The sequence below is a fragment of the Flavobacterium melibiosi genome (assembly GCF_048158545.1).
Classification (GTDB): domain Bacteria; phylum Bacteroidota; class Bacteroidia; order Flavobacteriales; family Flavobacteriaceae; genus Flavobacterium; species Flavobacterium melibiosi.
In genome coordinates this window covers 57,481-73,880 of sequence record NZ_JBLNKU010000007.1, presented here as the reverse complement: position 1 = coordinate 73,880, position 16,400 = coordinate 57,481, and the positions used below count along the sequence as shown (strand labels likewise).

The 16,400-nt window shown below is 34.1% G+C and carries 17 protein-coding genes; 11 read left to right on the top strand and 6 right to left on the bottom strand.

Annotated features, from left to right (window positions below):
• Positions 1-166: 166 nt before the first annotated feature.
• Entirely contained in the window at positions 167-1,795 is a 1,629-nt protein-coding gene (gene pruA / locus ACM55F_RS10260) for an L-glutamate gamma-semialdehyde dehydrogenase (protein ID WP_416853707.1), read from the top strand.
• Positions 1,796-1,935: 140 nt separating this feature from the next.
• On the opposite strand, the gene ACM55F_RS10255 is transcribed toward pruA, so the two are convergent.
• Positions 1,936-2,610 carry a DUF2490 domain-containing protein gene (locus ACM55F_RS10255; protein ID WP_416853706.1) on the bottom strand — a complete coding sequence of 225 codons (675 nt, stop codon included), beginning with the start codon at positions 2,608-2,610 and terminating at the stop codon, positions 1,936-1,938.
• Positions 2,611-2,677: 67 nt separating this feature from the next.
• The gene (rsmG, locus tag ACM55F_RS10250) at positions 2,678-3,307 is read right to left on the bottom strand and encodes a 16S rRNA (guanine(527)-N(7))-methyltransferase RsmG (protein ID WP_416853705.1); all 630 of its coding nucleotides are present in this window, start codon (positions 3,305-3,307) and stop codon (positions 2,678-2,680) included.
• Between the two features lie 107 nt (positions 3,308-3,414).
• Here rsmG and ACM55F_RS10245 point away from each other — a divergent pair, with 107 nt between their 5' ends.
• The 4 genes from ACM55F_RS10245 (at position 3,415) to purT (ending at position 7,932) form a co-directional block, all read left to right on the top strand.
• A complete protein-coding gene (locus ACM55F_RS10245) occupies positions 3,415-4,509 on the top strand; it encodes a fatty acid desaturase family protein (RefSeq protein ID WP_416853704.1) in 1,095 nt (364 codons plus the stop codon).
• A gap of 108 nt (positions 4,510-4,617) precedes the next feature.
• Positions 4,618-5,823 (top strand): pyridoxal phosphate-dependent aminotransferase, encoded by a 1,206-nt coding sequence (locus ACM55F_RS10240; RefSeq protein WP_039108878.1) that lies wholly within the window; start codon positions 4,618-4,620, stop codon positions 5,821-5,823.
• Between the two features lie 246 nt (positions 5,824-6,069).
• A complete protein-coding gene (locus ACM55F_RS10235) occupies positions 6,070-6,720 on the top strand; it encodes a hypothetical protein (protein WP_416853703.1) in 651 nt (216 codons plus the stop codon).
• A gap of 51 nt (positions 6,721-6,771) precedes the next feature.
• Complete coding sequence (gene purT, locus ACM55F_RS10230; protein ID WP_416853702.1) at positions 6,772-7,932, top strand: formate-dependent phosphoribosylglycinamide formyltransferase; 1,161 nt, start codon at positions 6,772-6,774, stop codon at positions 7,930-7,932.
• A gap of 169 nt (positions 7,933-8,101) precedes the next feature.
• Here the strand turns inward: purT and ACM55F_RS10225 are convergent, their stop codons facing one another.
• On the bottom strand, positions 8,102-8,965 hold the full coding sequence (locus ACM55F_RS10225; RefSeq protein ID WP_416853701.1) for an AraC family transcriptional regulator: 864 nt from the start codon (positions 8,963-8,965) through the stop codon (positions 8,102-8,104).
• A 90-nt stretch (positions 8,966-9,055) separates the two neighbouring features.
• Between ACM55F_RS10225 and ACM55F_RS10220 the strand changes: the two genes are divergently transcribed.
• The 4 genes from ACM55F_RS10220 to ACM55F_RS10205 all read left to right on the top strand — a co-directional run bounded on the left by ACM55F_RS10220 (position 9,056) and on the right by ACM55F_RS10205 (position 11,294).
• Positions 9,056-9,418: a structural protein gene (locus ACM55F_RS10220; RefSeq protein ID WP_416853700.1), complete on the top strand. Its 363-nt coding sequence runs from the start codon at positions 9,056-9,058 to the stop codon at positions 9,416-9,418.
• Positions 9,419-9,470: 52 nt separating this feature from the next.
• Positions 9,471-9,800, top strand: coding sequence for a DUF6370 family protein (locus ACM55F_RS10215; protein WP_416853699.1), 330 nt, complete (start codon positions 9,471-9,473; stop codon positions 9,798-9,800).
• 258 nt (positions 9,801-10,058) lie between these two features.
• Positions 10,059-10,934: an ACP S-malonyltransferase gene (fabD, locus tag ACM55F_RS10210; protein WP_416853698.1), complete on the top strand. Its 876-nt coding sequence runs from the start codon at positions 10,059-10,061 to the stop codon at positions 10,932-10,934.
• Between the two features lie 108 nt (positions 10,935-11,042).
• On the top strand, positions 11,043-11,294 hold the full coding sequence (locus tag ACM55F_RS10205) for a hypothetical protein (protein WP_416853697.1): 252 nt from the start codon (positions 11,043-11,045) through the stop codon (positions 11,292-11,294).
• A gap of 215 nt (positions 11,295-11,509) precedes the next feature.
• On the opposite strand, the gene galE is transcribed toward ACM55F_RS10205, so the two are convergent.
• Positions 11,510-12,523 carry a UDP-glucose 4-epimerase GalE gene (gene galE / locus ACM55F_RS10200; RefSeq protein ID WP_416853696.1) on the bottom strand — a complete coding sequence of 338 codons (1,014 nt, stop codon included), beginning with the start codon at positions 12,521-12,523 and terminating at the stop codon, positions 11,510-11,512.
• 84 nt (positions 12,524-12,607) lie between these two features.
• Entirely contained in the window at positions 12,608-13,738 is a 1,131-nt protein-coding gene (locus ACM55F_RS10195) for a DegT/DnrJ/EryC1/StrS family aminotransferase (protein ID WP_416853695.1), read from the bottom strand.
• Positions 13,739-13,970: 232 nt separating this feature from the next.
• On the opposite strand from ACM55F_RS10195, the gene ACM55F_RS10190 reads away from it, so the two are divergent.
• On the top strand, positions 13,971-15,206 hold the full coding sequence (locus ACM55F_RS10190) for a 3-deoxy-D-manno-octulosonic acid transferase (RefSeq protein ID WP_416853806.1): 1,236 nt from the start codon (positions 13,971-13,973) through the stop codon (positions 15,204-15,206).
• A gap of 350 nt (positions 15,207-15,556) precedes the next feature.
• On the top strand, positions 15,557-15,778 hold the full coding sequence (locus tag ACM55F_RS10185) for a hypothetical protein (protein WP_416853694.1): 222 nt from the start codon (positions 15,557-15,559) through the stop codon (positions 15,776-15,778).
• A gap of 165 nt (positions 15,779-15,943) precedes the next feature.
• On the opposite strand, the gene ACM55F_RS10180 is transcribed toward ACM55F_RS10185, so the two are convergent.
• Complete coding sequence (locus tag ACM55F_RS10180; protein WP_416853693.1) at positions 15,944-16,291, bottom strand: DUF1508 domain-containing protein; 348 nt, start codon at positions 16,289-16,291, stop codon at positions 15,944-15,946.
• Between the last annotated feature and the right edge of the window lie 109 nt (positions 16,292-16,400).

Below are 16,400 nucleotides of genomic sequence, written 5' to 3'. Positions count from 1 at the left end.
TTTTTTACTCCGGGCTATCCATTTCTATCTGGGCTATAACACAAACGATCTAATTTACCACCAATAGTTTTATACCAACAAATGACGATTTTTAAAACAATCATTCGTACTTTTGTGAAAAAAATTATCATACACAAACATTCGCTAATTTTCTAATTCTATAAATATGTTAAAAGGATTTTTTCATGTACCAAAAGCGGTAAACGAACCAGTAAAAGGATACGCACCAAATTCACCAGAAAAAGCAGCTGTTCAAGCAGCTTACGAAAAAATGTGGAATTCTAAAATCGATGTCCCATTATATATTGGAAGCGAAGAAATTAGAACCGGAAATACAAAAAACATGACCGCTCCTCACGATCACAAACACATCGTAGGAACCTATCATCTAGCCGAAAAAGCACATGTCGAAAAAGCGATTGCAAATGCATTGGAATCTAGAACTGCATGGGCAAATATGGCTTGGGAACAAAGAGCAGCCATTTTCCTGAAAGCAGCTGAATTGATTGCTGGTCCATATAGAGCAAGAATAAATGCAGCAACAATGATTGCGCAGTCTAAAAATATCCATCAAGCCGAAATTGATGCTTCTTGTGAATTTATCGATTTTTTACGCTTCAACGTAGAATTTATGACTCAAATTTACGGTGATCAGCCTAGTTCAAATTCGGATATGTGGAACCGATTAGAATACAGACCTCTTGAAGGTTTTGTGTATGCTATCACTCCTTTTAACTTCACTGCCATTGCTGGAAATCTTCCTGCAAGTGCCGCAATGATGGGTAATGTAGTGATTTGGAAACCAAGTGACAGCCAAGTTTTCTCTGCACAAATAATAATTGAAGTTTTCAAAGAAGCTGGAGTTCCAGATGGCGTTATCAACGTTGTTTTTGGAGATGCTTTGATGATTACTGATACCGTTTTGGCTAGTCGCGATTTTGCAGGAATCCATTTTACAGGTTCAACACATGTATTCAAAGATATCTGGGCAAAAATTGGAACCAATATTCACCATTACAAAACATATCCAAGAATTGTAGGAGAAACTGGAGGAAAGGATTTCATTATTGCACATCCAAGTGCCAATGCAAAACAAGTGGCAACAGGAATTGTACGTGGTGCATTTGAATTTCAAGGTCAAAAATGTTCCGCAGCTTCAAGAGCTTATGTTCCACAAAGTTTGTGGTTAGCCGTAAAAGAACAATTAATCACTGATACAAAATCCATGAAAATGGGTTCTCCGGAAGATTTCGGAAATTTCATCACGGCAGTTATTCACGAAGGTTCATTCGACAAATTGGCTAGTTTTATTGACCAAGCTAAAAAAGATACTGATGCGGAAATTATCGTTGGGGGTAATTATGATAAATCTGTTGGTTATTTCATTGAACCAACAATAATTGTGACTACTAATCCTCATTACACGACAATGGAAACCGAATTATTTGGACCTGTAATGACCATTTTCGTTTACGAAGATGCCAAATGGGAAGAAACTTTAGAATTAGTTGATACCACTTCAGAATACGCTCTAACAGGTGCTGTTTTCAGTCAAGACCGTTATGCAATTGAGCAAGCGACTACAAAATTGCAAAACGCAGCGGGTAATTTCTATATCAATGACAAACCAACAGGAGCTGTTGTAGGAATGCAACCTTTTGGTGGTGCAAGAGCATCTGGAACTAACGACAAAGCGGGTTCAGCTTTGAACTTATTGCGTTGGGCTTCACCAAGAACCATCAAAGAAACTTTTGTAACTCCTGAAGATTATAGATATCCATTTTTAGGAGAATAGTTTTAAAAGATTTAGGATTTCAGAATGAAGATTCTTGATTCTAGAATTAAAAAACCCGCAAGAATTCAAATAATTTTGAAGTCTTGCGGGGTCTATTTTTTAAACACTAAATTAGATTAGAGAATAGTCTTTTTAACAAATTAAAAAGGCAAGTTATTAAAAATCATAATTTGAAATTGAGTTCTACTATTTGTCGGCAAAAGTTGTGACATCACACCCGCCTCAACTTTAATATATTTACTTAAACAATATCCAACACCACCATAAATACGGTCCCTATCATAATGATTTTGTTGTGTATTGATGAAGACTTCGTTTGACAACGAGGCATAAACAGCATTTTTCTCCATCACTTTTTTATTTATTGGAATATTTAACAAGAGAGAATAACGCAAACGCATTTTAAAATCATCTTGAAGAAATCGTTGTTCAAAACGATATCTATGTAAAATACTCACTCGTCCAAACTGTTGTTTTGTAATAAATTGCTGAAAAATCCTGTGCTCATCTGTTTGAGATTTATCATCTGTTCCCGCTATATAAGGTTCTGAATGAATGTAAGCATAACCAAGCAATACATTATTATTATTTTCAGATAAATTATAACCTAAACCTGTCCTAATAAGCAGTTGTTCGAGATCTCCTGCGAAATTAAAGTTTCGATATTGCACTTCATTATGAAAATTCCATCTATCATTTATTTTTTGGTTGCCCAAATAAGCAAACCAATTCCCTACATCTGATTTTTGTGCATTAGTATTAGCTACTACCAGTAGTAACAACAAAAAGCAAAATGATTTTAATTTATTTGTCATTAAATTATTATTTTTTAAGTCATGTATTTTCTAGTTTAGACACAAATTCAATACAGCAATACAATTTCTAAACCACAAACTTCAGTGGTAAATGCACCACTTTTTTAGTCTCAAAGAATTCATCTTCAAAAAAGTTAGCTAAATTATATTCCGTAGCTTTTGGAAAATCCTTTAACTCTTCGGTTAAATCACCGCCTTTAAGATAGAGAATACCGTTTTTCAATTCGTGTTTATTTTGCTTCTTGATTTTAGTTTTTACCCAAGAAACAAAATCCGGCATATTCGTTACCGCACGACTCACGATAAAATCAAAATCACCTTTTACATTTTCGGCACGCAATTGTTCCGCTTTTACGTTTTTAAGTTCCAATGCTTCGGCAACAGCCTGAACCACTTTGATTTTTTTAGCAATAATATCAATCAGAAAAAAACGTGTTTCCGGAAAAAGAATCGCCAATGGGATTCCAGGGAATCCACCGCCAGTACCAACATCCAAGACATAAGTTCCCGGTTCAAATTTTATAATTTTTGCAATTCCCAACGAATGCAGAATATGTTTGGTGTATAAAGCATCAATATCTTTTCTAGAAATGACATTGATTTTTTCGTTCCAATCGTGGTATAGAAAATCCAATTTTGTGAATTGCTCTTTTTGAATATCGGTTAAATAAGGAAAATACTTAAGAATCTCGTCCATGCTCTAATTTTTTAACAAAAGTACTATTTTTAGATTGTAAATATTTAACTCAATTTTGCATATTGAAAATTTATAATAATTACCTTTGGGAATTATTATAAAATTATATGAAGAATACTGCCCCTACATTTGCAAAGCAAGATAATCTAAAGTTTTTTAGAACACTTAACTCACGGGTAAACAATTACTTCAAAGAAAATAATATCCAAAAAACAGGAAATTGGAAACTTTATTTGAAAACTATAATTCTGTTTGCTGTTTTTCTTGCGCCGTATTTTTTGATACTAACACTGGATATGCCTTTTTGGGCACATGTATTATTGACTATTGTAATGGGAATTGGCATGGCCGGAGTTGGAATGAATGTAATGCACGATGGAAACCACGGTTCTTATTCGAATAAAAATTGGGTAAATAAATTCATGGGAGGAACTATTTATGTTCTTGCAGGAAATGTATATAACTGGCAAGTACAACACAATGTTTTACACCACACCTATACTAACATTCCTGGTCATGATGAAGATTTAGATGCCGGACGCGTCATCCGTTTCACAAAAGAAGCCAAATGGTATAATTTTCACCGTTTTCAACAATATTATTCCGTTTTTTTATATGGATTACTAACTTTCAATTGGGCTATCACCACTGATTTTAAACAAATGAAAAGTTACCTGAAAAGAAAATTATCCTATGGTGAACCCAAAAGCCCAAAAATACTTTGGACCACTTTAATCATTACAAAAGTAATTTACGTTTCCATCTGGATTGTATTACCTATTCTTATAGGAATTACATGGTGGAAAGTACTTATTGGCTTTTTTGTAATGCATTATACCGCAGGATTAATCTTAAGCGTTGTTTTTCAATTGGCACACGTTGTGGAAGAAACCACTAATCCATCTCCAAATGAGTTAGGGGAAATGGACAATACTTGGGCGATTCACCAATTGTTTACCACAACCAATTTTGCTCCAAAAAACAAAATTGTAAACTGGTACACCGGCGGATTAAACCACCAAATAGAACACCATATTTTTCCAAATATTAGTCATGTACATTATGGTAAAATCGCAAAAATTGTAAAAGAAACTGCTCAAGAATGCAACTTGCCTTATTACGAATATAAAACAATGCGAAGTGCAGTTATTGCTCACTTTAAGCATTTGAAAGAATTGGGAATGAAACCAGAACTTATATAATAAAGACGCACCACAAATACATCTCAACAGAAAATAAATAAACTAAAAAATAATAATTAACCTCCCTTAATTCCTACATGGGAATTCGGGGCTTTCAAAACTTTTTTAATGAATAATCCACTTTCAGACAGAATTAACAATCTAGCTACATCACAAACACTAGCTATGGCTGCTTTGGCCAGAGAATTAAAAGCACAAGGAAAAGATATCATCAGCTTAAGTTTAGGCGAACCTGATTTTAATACGCCAGACTTTATTAAAGAAGCGGCAAAAAAAGCGATTGATGAAAATTACAGCACATATTCTCCAGTAGAAGGATATGCTGAATTAAAAGAAGCAATCTGTAGAAAATTTAAAAGAGACAATAATTTAGAGTACAAACCCTCTCAAATTGTAGTTTCAACGGGAGCAAAACAATCCTTATACAACATTGCGCAAGTAATGTTAAACGATGGTGACGAAGTTATTTTACCTGCCCCTTACTGGGTTTCTTATTTCGAAATCGTAAAATTATCTGGTGGAGTTCCTGTAGAAGTTCCAACTTCTGTAGATACTGATTTCAAAATCACACCAGAACAATTAGAAGCAGCTATTACACCAAAAACAAAAATGATGTGGTTCAGCTCTCCTTGTAATCCAAGTGGATCTGTGTACAACAGAGAAGAATTAACGGCTTTGGCAAAAGTATTGGAGAAATATCCAAACGTTTATGTTGTTGCTGATGAGATTTACGAGCACATCAATTTCTCTGGAACTTTTTGTAGCATCGCTTCCATCCCGGGAATGTTAGAAAGAACTATTACCGTAAACGGAGTTGCCAAAGCTTTCGCCATGACAGGATGGAGAATTGGATATATTGGAGCTCCTGAATTCATTGCCAAAGCGTGTACAAAAATACAAGGACAAGTAACAAGTGGTGCTAACAGTATTGCACAACGTGCTACCATTACTGCAGTAGATGCTGATCCAAGTGTTTTAAAACACATGGTTGACGCTTTCCATAGCCGTAGAGATTTAGTGGTTGGATTATTGAAAGACATTCCTGGAGTAAAAATCAACGTTCCAGAAGGTGCTTTTTATGTATTCCCAGACGTTTCTTCTTTCTTCGGAAAAACATTGAAAGGAACTTTCATCAAAGATGCTAACGATTTTTCTATGTACCTTTTAGGCGAAGCGAATGTAGCAACTGTAACTGGTGACGCATTTGGAAACCCAGACTGTATCCGTTTTTCTTACGCAACAAGCGAAGATTTATTGAAAGAAGCATTACGCAGAATAAAAGAAGCAGTTTCGCTTACTGAAGTTCCTGCATAATATAAAATCTGTTTAAAATTTAAAATAGTTTAAGGTTTAAAGTTTTACCGCTTTATACTTTAAACTATTTTTTTATAGGCATGCCCCGCTGAAAAAGCGGGTCAGGCTATTCGTTGCAATCTTTTTATTACCTTCGCTATCGCTACGGGAATAAAAAGGATTTCCACTTCTATCCCTCATGCAAAACAATGAAAAAGTACCGACAGATAGTGAGTCAACGGATACCAATTGAAAAATTAAATATGTATGAAAGAAGAATTTATAACATTTGAGAAATTTAATGACCAAAATTCAGCAAAAGAATTAGGTACATTACTTGATGACCAAAATATCGAATTTTTATTAGAAGACAATTCTTTGAGTTTTGACCCAACTTTTGCTAACAATAGTTTTGGAAAAGAATATTGCATAAAACTCAAAAAAAGTGATTTTGAAAAAGCCAACAAAATATTAACTGATAAATCGGAAAATGAAATTAATGAAATTGATAAAGATTATTATCTGTTAAGTTTTTCTGACGACGAATTAATTGATGTCGTTTCAAAAAGTGATGAATGGAATAAATTTGACGTTTCACTTGCTAAAAAAATTCTTAAAGAAAAAGGCAAAGAAATTACACCCGAAAAAATCGAAGAAATTAAACAGAAAAGAATTTTAGAATTGTCAAAACCCGAAGAAGATCAAAAAATTTATATAATTTTAGGATATATAACTGCAATTTTGGGCGGATTTTTAGGAATTTTTATTGGCTGGCATTTGCTAACTTATAAAAAAACATTACCAAATGGAAACCGAATTTATGTTTATTCTCAAAATGACAGAAAACAAGGAAATCGAATTTTAATAATTGGAGGGATCTTTTTTGTTTTTTGGCTGACAATTAGAATTCTGAATTAAACTAAATATTCTTGCAACTGCTAAGAGGCGTTTGTCCCTAACACGATAAATATGAAAATACTACTTCTAGGCTCAGGCGAATTAGGAAAAGAATTTGTAATCGCAGCACAACGCATCGGGCAAACCGTAATCGCGGTGGATAGTTACGAAAATGCTCCTGCCATGCAAGTTGCACATGGTTTTGAAGTCATCAATATGCTTGACGGAGAAGCTTTAGATAGAATCGTTGCCAAACACCAACCTGATTTTATCGTTCCAGAAATCGAAGCCATTCGTACCGAGCGTTTTTATGATTACGAAAAGCAAGGCATTACTGTAGTTCCATCAGCGAAAGCGGCAAATTTCACCATGAACCGAAAAGCAATCCGTGATTTGGCATCCAAAGAATTAGGTTTAAAAACCGCCAAGTATCGATATGCTACAACTGCCGATGAGTTACAAAAAGGTGTTGAGGCCGTTGGAATGCCATGTGTAGTAAAACCATTAATGTCTTCGTCCGGAAAAGGACAATCGACCATAAAAACCGAAGCCGATATCGAAAAAGCATGGAATTATGCCGTCGAAGGTTCCCGAGGCGATGTTGTAGAAGTGATTGTGGAAGCCTTTGTAAAATTCAATTCGGAAATCACTTTATTGACTGTAGTTCAAAATAACAATCCTACTTTATTTTGCGCACCAATAGGTCACCGCCAAGAAAGAGGCGATTATCAGGAAAGCTGGCAACCTGCCAGAATTTCCGATAAGGATTTGTATGAAGCACAAGACATGGCCGAAAAAGTAACCGAAGCTTTGGGTGGCGCAGGACTTTTTGGTGTGGAATTTTTCTTGGCTGATGATGGTGTTTATTTCTCGGAATTATCGCCAAGACCACATGATACTGGAATGGTAACTTTAGCTGGAACACAAAACTTCAACGAATTCGAATTGCATTTACGAGCGATTTTGAGTTTGTCTATTTTCGAAATTACATTAGAAAAAGCGGGAGCGAGTGCTGTAATTTTAGCATCCGAAAACTCCACAAATCCAACGTATTCCGGCATCGAAAAAATTGCTGTTTTACCCAAAACTGATTTCAGAATCTTTGGCAAACCAACTTCAAGACCTTATAGAAGAATGGGAGTTGCTTTAGTCAATGATACATTAGAAACTCCAATTGAAGAAGTAATAGAAAAAGCGAAAAATGCAGCCAATTTGGTTACGGTTAATTCGTAACTACCATTGACTTTACCGCAAATTGTTCGCATTGAATTTTCTTTCGTCACGAATTTCACGAATATTCAATGAATTAATTCATTATAATTTTAATAAAATTAGAGAGAATTAGTGAAATTCGTGGCTAACTTTTTTTATCCAATTTTAAATATTTACCAGACGCAGCAACTCACTTTTTAAAAACTCGAAAAGCCGTCGGAGTCATTGTGGTATGTTTTTTAAACAATCGTGTGAAATAAGAATAATCATCATAGCCTAATTCTGTTGCAATTTCATTAACAGTCATTTTTTTATCCATTAACATGCGTTTGGCTTCGAGAATAATTCTATCCGTAATGACTTCGGTTGTGGTCTTTTTCAAGATTTCATTACTTATCCTGTTTAAATGTTTTAACGTAATATGAAGTTGTGATGCATAAAAAGAAGCTGTTTTTTCTACCCTAAAATTCTTTTCTAAAAGTACCTCAAAACTCTTAATTTTCACATTATAGGAATGCACTTCATGAAGAAAAGTTTCACTATATTTTCGGGCAATTTCAATATGTATAATATCCAGCAGATTCATTATTTTATCCAGCTTCAACATTTGATTTTCTTTAGTTTCTGCAATCATAGTATTGAAATAAGGCAAAATTGCTTTCGACTCGGCTAAATCAAACACCATTTCAGGTTTGTTAGTCACTGATGAATAAAAAGGATAGTCACCGATGGTTTTTTGTCTAAAATAGAGATTGTACATTTCCTGCGAATAAAAAATCACAAACCCTTCCACGTCATCAGATAAATTCCAATGGTGCATTTGTCCAGGTTGTAAGAAAAACATATTTCCGGGGTGAATTGCAAATACATCAAAATCGATTTCATGTGTTCCTGAGCCTTTCGTAAAAAAGACCAAAACATAAGAATTATGCCGATGCGGTTCCTCAACAAAACTATGGTCGATTAAGTGATTTTTGAATGTATTAATATACAAATCACTATTCACGGAATTACAGTTAAACCGCTGAATGTCATAAATAGGATATTTTTTCATAATCCTCAAATGTCTTTATTGTGCTATAATTAGCGAATATAGAAAACATTCATGACTTGGATAAGAAATACCTTTGATAAAAATAATAAAATGTCAAACGCTATTGCTCACATCCTAAATAATGATTGCCCTCATTGTCTTGAAGGCAAAGTATTTAAAGAAAAAAACATTTTTTTCAATATTGGATTCCCTAAAATGAATCCCTATTGCTCACATTGCCAATTTAAATTTGAGAAAGAACCAGGCTATTTCTTCGGTGCCATGTATGTCAATTATGGCCTGACCGTAGCCCAAGGAATTGCGACCTATTTTATTGCCCAATTTTTCTTTAAGGAAACTTTCGATTTAAGAATCATCCCTATTATTGCTGTTGTTATTGTTACCATGGCCTCTTTTAACATTCGTTTTTCCAGATTATTATGGATTTATATGTTTAAAAATTATTCCATTTAATGATTTCCGTCTGTCATAAAACAGTTATCTTAGCAGGAGTAAATCATAAACAATGAAACAGTTAGCAACTTTAATTTTTTTATTTTCTGTAGCTTTAGCTAGCGCACAGGATAAAAAAGAACAACCAAAATCACAAATTGTAGAAGCCGCCTGTGGACAATGCCAATTTAAAATGGAAGGACACGGCTGTGAATTGGCTGTTCGAATAGATGGAAAAACCTATTTTGTAGACGGCACTTCTATTGATTCTCATGGAGATGCACATGCAAATGATGGTTTTTGCGCAGCTGTAAGAAAAGCCGAAGTAGTTGGAAAAGTAGAGAATAATCGATTCAAAGTGACTTCATTTAAACTACTTCCCAAAAAATCAGAAAGCAAATAAGAAATCAAAAATAATTATTTAGCCCCGATAAAGCCGGTATCCTCGTAGCGTAGCGAAGAGATAAAGGCGAAAGCGGGACAACTCGTGATGAAAAAACATAAAACACCTGCTCCTAAAAGTCATTCCAATAAATCCCAAAAAAGTAGTATTTTTGCAGCTTAATTTAAATTTTCCGCAACACTGCAGAATTTTAAACAAAAATATATGAAATGCCTTTTGGCATTCCATCTGACAAATAAAAAATAAAAAAAACTACAGATGAAAGCATACGTATTTCCAGGTCAGGGCGCACAATTTACAGGAATGGGCAAAGACTTATATGAAAACTCTCCATTAGCAAAGGAATTATTCGAAAAAGCCAATAAAATTTTAGGTTTCCGCATCACAGACATCATGTTTGAAGGAACAGCCGAGGAATTGAAAGAAACCAAAGTGACACAACCGGCAGTTTTCTTGCATTCGGTGATTTTGGCAAAAACACTTGGTGAAGATTTCAAACCAGAAATGGTAGCGGGACATTCATTGGGTGAATTTTCGGCTTTAGTAGCTAATGGTGCTTTATCTTTTGAAGATGGATTGCGATTGGTTTCACAAAGAGCTTTGGCAATGCAAAAAGCCTGCGAAATAAAACCATCTACAATGGCAGCCGTTTTAGGATTGGCTGATAATATTGTGGAAGAAGTTTGTGCTTCTATTGACGGAATTGTAGTAGCCGCAAATTACAACTGTCCAGGGCAATTAGTGATTTCAGGAGAAACATCAGCAGTGGAAAAAGCCTGTGAAGCAATGAAAGCCGCGGGGGCAAAACGCGCTTTGTTATTACCAGTTGGCGGTGCTTTTCACTCTCCAATGATGGAACCGGCTCGTGAAGAATTGGCTGCAGCTATTGAAGCAACTACGTTTTCTACTCCTATTTGTCCGGTATATCAAAATGTAACGGCTAGCGCAGTTTCTGATGCTGAAGAAATCAAGAAAAACCTAATCATTCAATTGACAGCTCCTGTAAAATGGACGCAATCTGTACAACAAATGATTGCTGACGGAGCAACTTTATTTACTGAAGTAGGTCCTGGAAAAGTATTGGCCGGATTGATTGGAAAAATTGATAAAGAAACACTTACTGCGAATGCATAATTAGCATTTAGTGTTCAAAATAGTATCCTCATAAACAAGAGTTTGTGAGGATTTTTTTTATCTTTATAAAACGAGTTCAAATCAATTTTAATTTTTAAAATGAAAAAAATGAAAAAAGCACTTTTAGGATTAGCATTTATTGCGACTTTAATGACTTCTTGCAAAAAAGAAACAAAAGACGAAGTAAAAGAGGCTACAGAAGCCGTTGGTAATGAAATGGAAGAAGCTATAGATACAGCAGCTGTAAAAGTGGATGCCGCAGCTGATTCTACCAAGGTTAAAGCAGGAGAAGTTCTTGAAAAAGGGGCTGACAAAATGAATCAAGCCGCAGAAAAATTGAAAGAAGCGGCAAAAAAATAATTAAAAAAAAAGGGCTGTCGTTTGAGAGAGCACTGAAAAAGTATCTCTTTTTAGTAATTAGACATTTTAAGGCGATTAAGGAAAATTCGAGTTTTACTTAAGCACTTCATTTTCAGGACAAAAAAAGAGTAGAAAATCTTATTTTTCTACTCTTTTAATGAAATCTAATTCTTTAAGGACTTTTTCAGTGCCCTCGTCGTTTGACAGCCCTTTTTTTATTTTCTAATCTTCTGCTCCCATTTCCAGGCACTAGCCATCGCTTCTTCAAGCGTAGATTGTGCTTTCCACCCCAGAACAGTATTCGCTTTATCTGTATTGGCGTAAGCCGAAGTAACATCCCCTTCTCTACGTCCTACAATTTTGTAAGGCAATTTTTTACCACTTACTTTTTCGAAAGTATGTATCACTTCTAAAACAGAACTTCCAGTTCCGGTTCCCAGATTAAAAGTTTCTACTTTGGCTGTATTTTTTTTATTCAATAATCGTTGCAAAGCAATCACATGGGCTTTCGCCAAATCTACTACATGAATATAATCGCGTACAGCAGTTCCGTCTGGAGTTGGGTAATCATCTCCGTAAACGGCTAATTCTTTACGCAATCCAAAACCAGTTTGCGTAATAAACGGCACTAAATTCTGAGGAACTCCAATAGGCAATTCTCCAATTTCAGTAGAAGGATGCGCCCCAATTGGATTAAAATAACGCAATAAAATCGCATTGACATTAGTTACTTTGGCAGTATCAATGATGATTTCTTCTCCAATTTTTTTGGTATTCCCGTAAGGAGAAATTGGCTGTTGTACTGGTGCGTTTTCGGTAATTGGCATTGTTTCAGCTTGACCATAAACGGTACAAGAGGAACTGAAAATAAAATTCGCTTCTGTTTTTTGCTGTAATTCCTGCAAAATATAGACTAAAGCATTGATGTTATTTTCATAATACAGCAATGGATTTTCTACGCTTTCGCCCACTGCTTTTGAAGCTGCAAAATGTATGACACCTGAAATATCATGATGTCTTTTAAAAAAGTCCTGAACCTTATCCTTTTCGCGCAAATCTAATTTTTCGAAAGCGGGAACTTTTCCGGTAATATTCTGAATTCCATCCAACACACTCAATGATGTATTCGATAAATTATCTACAATTAATACTTCAAAACCCTCATTTTGTAATTCGACAACGGTATGTGAACCAATAAAACCCAAACCTCCTGTAACTAATATTTTCATGATTACTTTTTGTACAGATGCAATTTATAGCATCTCTTAATATTTTACCACATAAAAAAAGACGCAATAAATTGCGTCTCTATATTATTTCAAAAACTCTAAAACGCTATCGGTAATAAACTTGATTTGTTCATCGTCTAATTCTGTGTGCATTGGCAAAGAAAGTACTTCTTTAACTAACTGATTGGTAACTGGAAAGTCCTCCTCTTTATATCTGGAATCCAAATATGCTTTTTGCGAATGCAATGGAATCGGATAATAAATAGCACATGGAATGCCTTTGTCCAGCAAATGTTGCATTAAACCGTTTCTATCAGCATCTATAATTCGCAATGTATATTGATGAAAAACATGGCAGTCACAAATATCACAAATACTTGGTGCTATTATATTTTTATGTCCTTCAAAAGCAGTTGAATATTTCCTGGCTGCATCTTGTCTCGCTTTGCTGTACTCGTCCAATAAAGGCAATTTAGCATTCAAAACCGCTGCCTGAATACTGTCTAAACGTGAATTTACACCAACAACATCATGATGATATCGCTCATACATTCCGTGATTTACAATTCCGCGAAGTTTGTGCGCTAATACATCGTCATTCGTGAAAATTGCTCCACCATCTCCGTAACATCCAAGATTTTTAGAAGGAAAAAATGAAGTCGCTCCTACATGTCCAATCGTTCCCGCTTTCTTTTTAGTGCCGTCCGAAAATTTACAATTGGCACCAATCGCTTGCGCATTATCTTCGATAACATATAGGTTGTATTCTTTGGCAATAGCCATAATAGCTTCCATATTAGCGGCACGGCCAAATAAATGTACCGGAACAATTGCTTTTGTTTTTGGCGTAATCGCTTTTTTGATTCCTTCGATAGAAATATTCATATTATACATATCCACATCGACTAAAACTGGTGTCAATTGCAGTAAAGCAATTACTTCCACTGTCGCTGCAAAAGTAAAATCGGCAGTGATTACCTCGTCTCCAGGTTTTAAATCCAATCCCATCATCGCAATTTGCAACGCATCGGTTCCATTTGCACAAGGAATTACGTGTTTTATGTCTAAATATTCTTCTAAAGATTTTTGAAACTGATGAACTTGAGGTCCGTTGATATAAGTATTTGTATCTAAAACTTCTTGAATAGAGGCATTTACAACAATTTTTATTTTATCGTATTGACTTTTTAAGTCAACCATTTGGATTTTTTTCATTGAAATTTTTTGTTTAAAATTCGAAAGTTTAAAATTTCTTTAAACGACGAACACTTTCTTAAAACGAAGAACAAAAATAGTTATTTAATGAGTTTAAACCAATGAAACCCACATTAAAAAAGATATTATTCCAATGAAATAAAAAAGTGGGTTCCTGACTACCAAAATTTAAATATTTCTTTCAGAAGAAATTAATATAAAGAAAACGTATTTTAGCCACAAAATTTCAATGATGCTTTTTCTATATAATCTAATTGTTCAAATTGCTGGTTTTTTATTAAAAATCACAGCACTTTTCATCCCAAAAATCAAACTTTTTGTTGAAGGTCGGAAACTGGTTTTTCCTGTTTTGGAACAAAAAATAAAACCTACGGATAAAACAATATGGTTTCATGCTGCCTCCTTAGGCGAGTATGAGCAAGGCTTACCCGTGATTGAAAAAATAAAAGAGCAATTTCCTTCTCACAAAATCGTCGTTACCTTTTTCTCCCCTTCGGGTTATGAAGTACGTAAAAACAACACCGTTGCTGATCTTACGGTCTACCTGCCTTTGGACACTAAAAAAAATGCACAGGAATTTTTAAAACTCATTCACCCGGATTTAGTGTTTTTCATTAAATATGAATATTGGCTGAATTATTTGAGTGAACTTAAAAAACAAAACACACCAACTTATTTAATTTCTGGCATTCTAAGAGAGAACCAAATGTTCTTTAAATGGTACGGTGGTTTTTATAGAAAAGCATTGGATACATTTACTTATTTTTTTGTTCAAAATGAAAATTCTAAAAAATTATTACTAGAATTAGGTAAAACCAATGTAGCCGTTTCTGGAGACACCCGCTTTGACAGGGTTGCAGCAATTTTAGAAAAAGACAATACTTTGGATTTCATTGCCAATTTTAAAAATGATACGTTAACAATTGTCATTGGTAGTTCTTGGTCAAAAGACGAAAATCTATTAGTGGATTTTATTAATTCGAATACATTAAATGTCAAATTTATAATTGCGCCACATAATATTAAAGAAGAACAAATTCAGCAATTAAAAAACAGCATCACTAAAAAAACCGTTTTATTCTCTGAAAAAGAAGGACAGAATCTAGCTGATTTCGATGTTTTTATCATTGATACGATTGGTATTTTGACCAAAATATATAGTTATGCCGACATTGCTTATGTTGGCGGTGGTTTTGGGAATCCTGGTGTACATAATATCCTTGAACCTTCGACTTTTGGTGTTCCAATAGTTATAGGCCTAAACTACTCCCATTTTGCCGAAGCAACTGCTCTAGTGAATCTGGAAGGCTGTATTTCTGTCTCCAATAAAAAGGAACTCAATACTGCTTTTACAAACTTAATTCTAAACGAGGTAGAACGACACGAAAGAGGACATATTTGCGGTACTTTTGTACAAATGAATAAAGGTGCCACAAATGTGATTATGAATACCATTTCCAAAATTTAAACTCATCGCTGTCCAGTATTATTTCACACTAAAAACGTTATTGCTAAACAAATAATCAAAAAAAAAACATTTTTATTCCAATAATCCATTTGTTAAATATTTTTTTTAATTAGTACCAAAACTGGACAGATATAAGTTAAAATTGGCTTACATAAAGCCTGCAGGAGTATTATTCATTAAATTAGTGCTATATGTTTCGCATAATTGATCCTATGGCATAATAATTGATACGAATGGAAATGTTGGTCTTAAATATTATTTTTTAAAAAAAAAATAAAAAAATATTTTACATATTAAAAAATTTATATCTTTGCCACGAATTAATAATTAACCTTTTATATTAAATTAAGATGAAAAAAGTATTTTTAAGTTTAGCTGTTGTTGCTGTTTTGACTGTTGTATCATGTAAAAAAGCTGACGCTCCTGCTGAGGACGCTGCTGCTGTAGTTGATTCTGCTGCTGCTGTTGTTGATTCTGCTGCTGCTGTAGTTGATTCTGCTGCTGTTGTTGTTGATTCTGCTGCTGCTGTTGCAACTGATGCTGCTGCTACTGCTACTGAAGCTGCAAAATAATTAGAACTCAAATTCTAAAAATTTTAAAGCCATCCGCTATGCGAGATGGCTTTTTTAATTATCTATAATGACCTTTACTAAGAATCATGAATAGATAACCAAAAAAAGAGAGCAATTGTACGTACAATTGCTCTCTTTTTTTATACAAATCAGTATTTCTTAATCTTAATCAATAAAAATAAAATCATTTTCTGAAAAATCTAATATTTCCGACTTTGAACCGTAAAGCACAATTTCACTTATTCCTTTTTGAAGCCTTAATGAAGTAGTATATTTTCTACTCGTTGCAAAATGACTACCTTCCATCATCAATTTAAAAAAGTACTTCCCGCCGGAAGACTTAAACTTTAAAAAATCAGCTGATCCAATATCCGCTTTTAACTTTTCAATATCTTCTTCACACTCAAACTTAAGTTCATAACTTAAACTTGTAAAAATAATTTTTCCCTTTCTAGAAGTGAAAACAAATTTATACTCATCATTATTTCTTTTACTAATCACAAAAGCCCCCATACTATCCCTGAAATGAATTATATCATTAGAGTCAAAACCGTAATGATGATGATTATTTTAAAATTACACAAACACTAAAAGCACTGCACTTTTAAACACTTGTAATTAA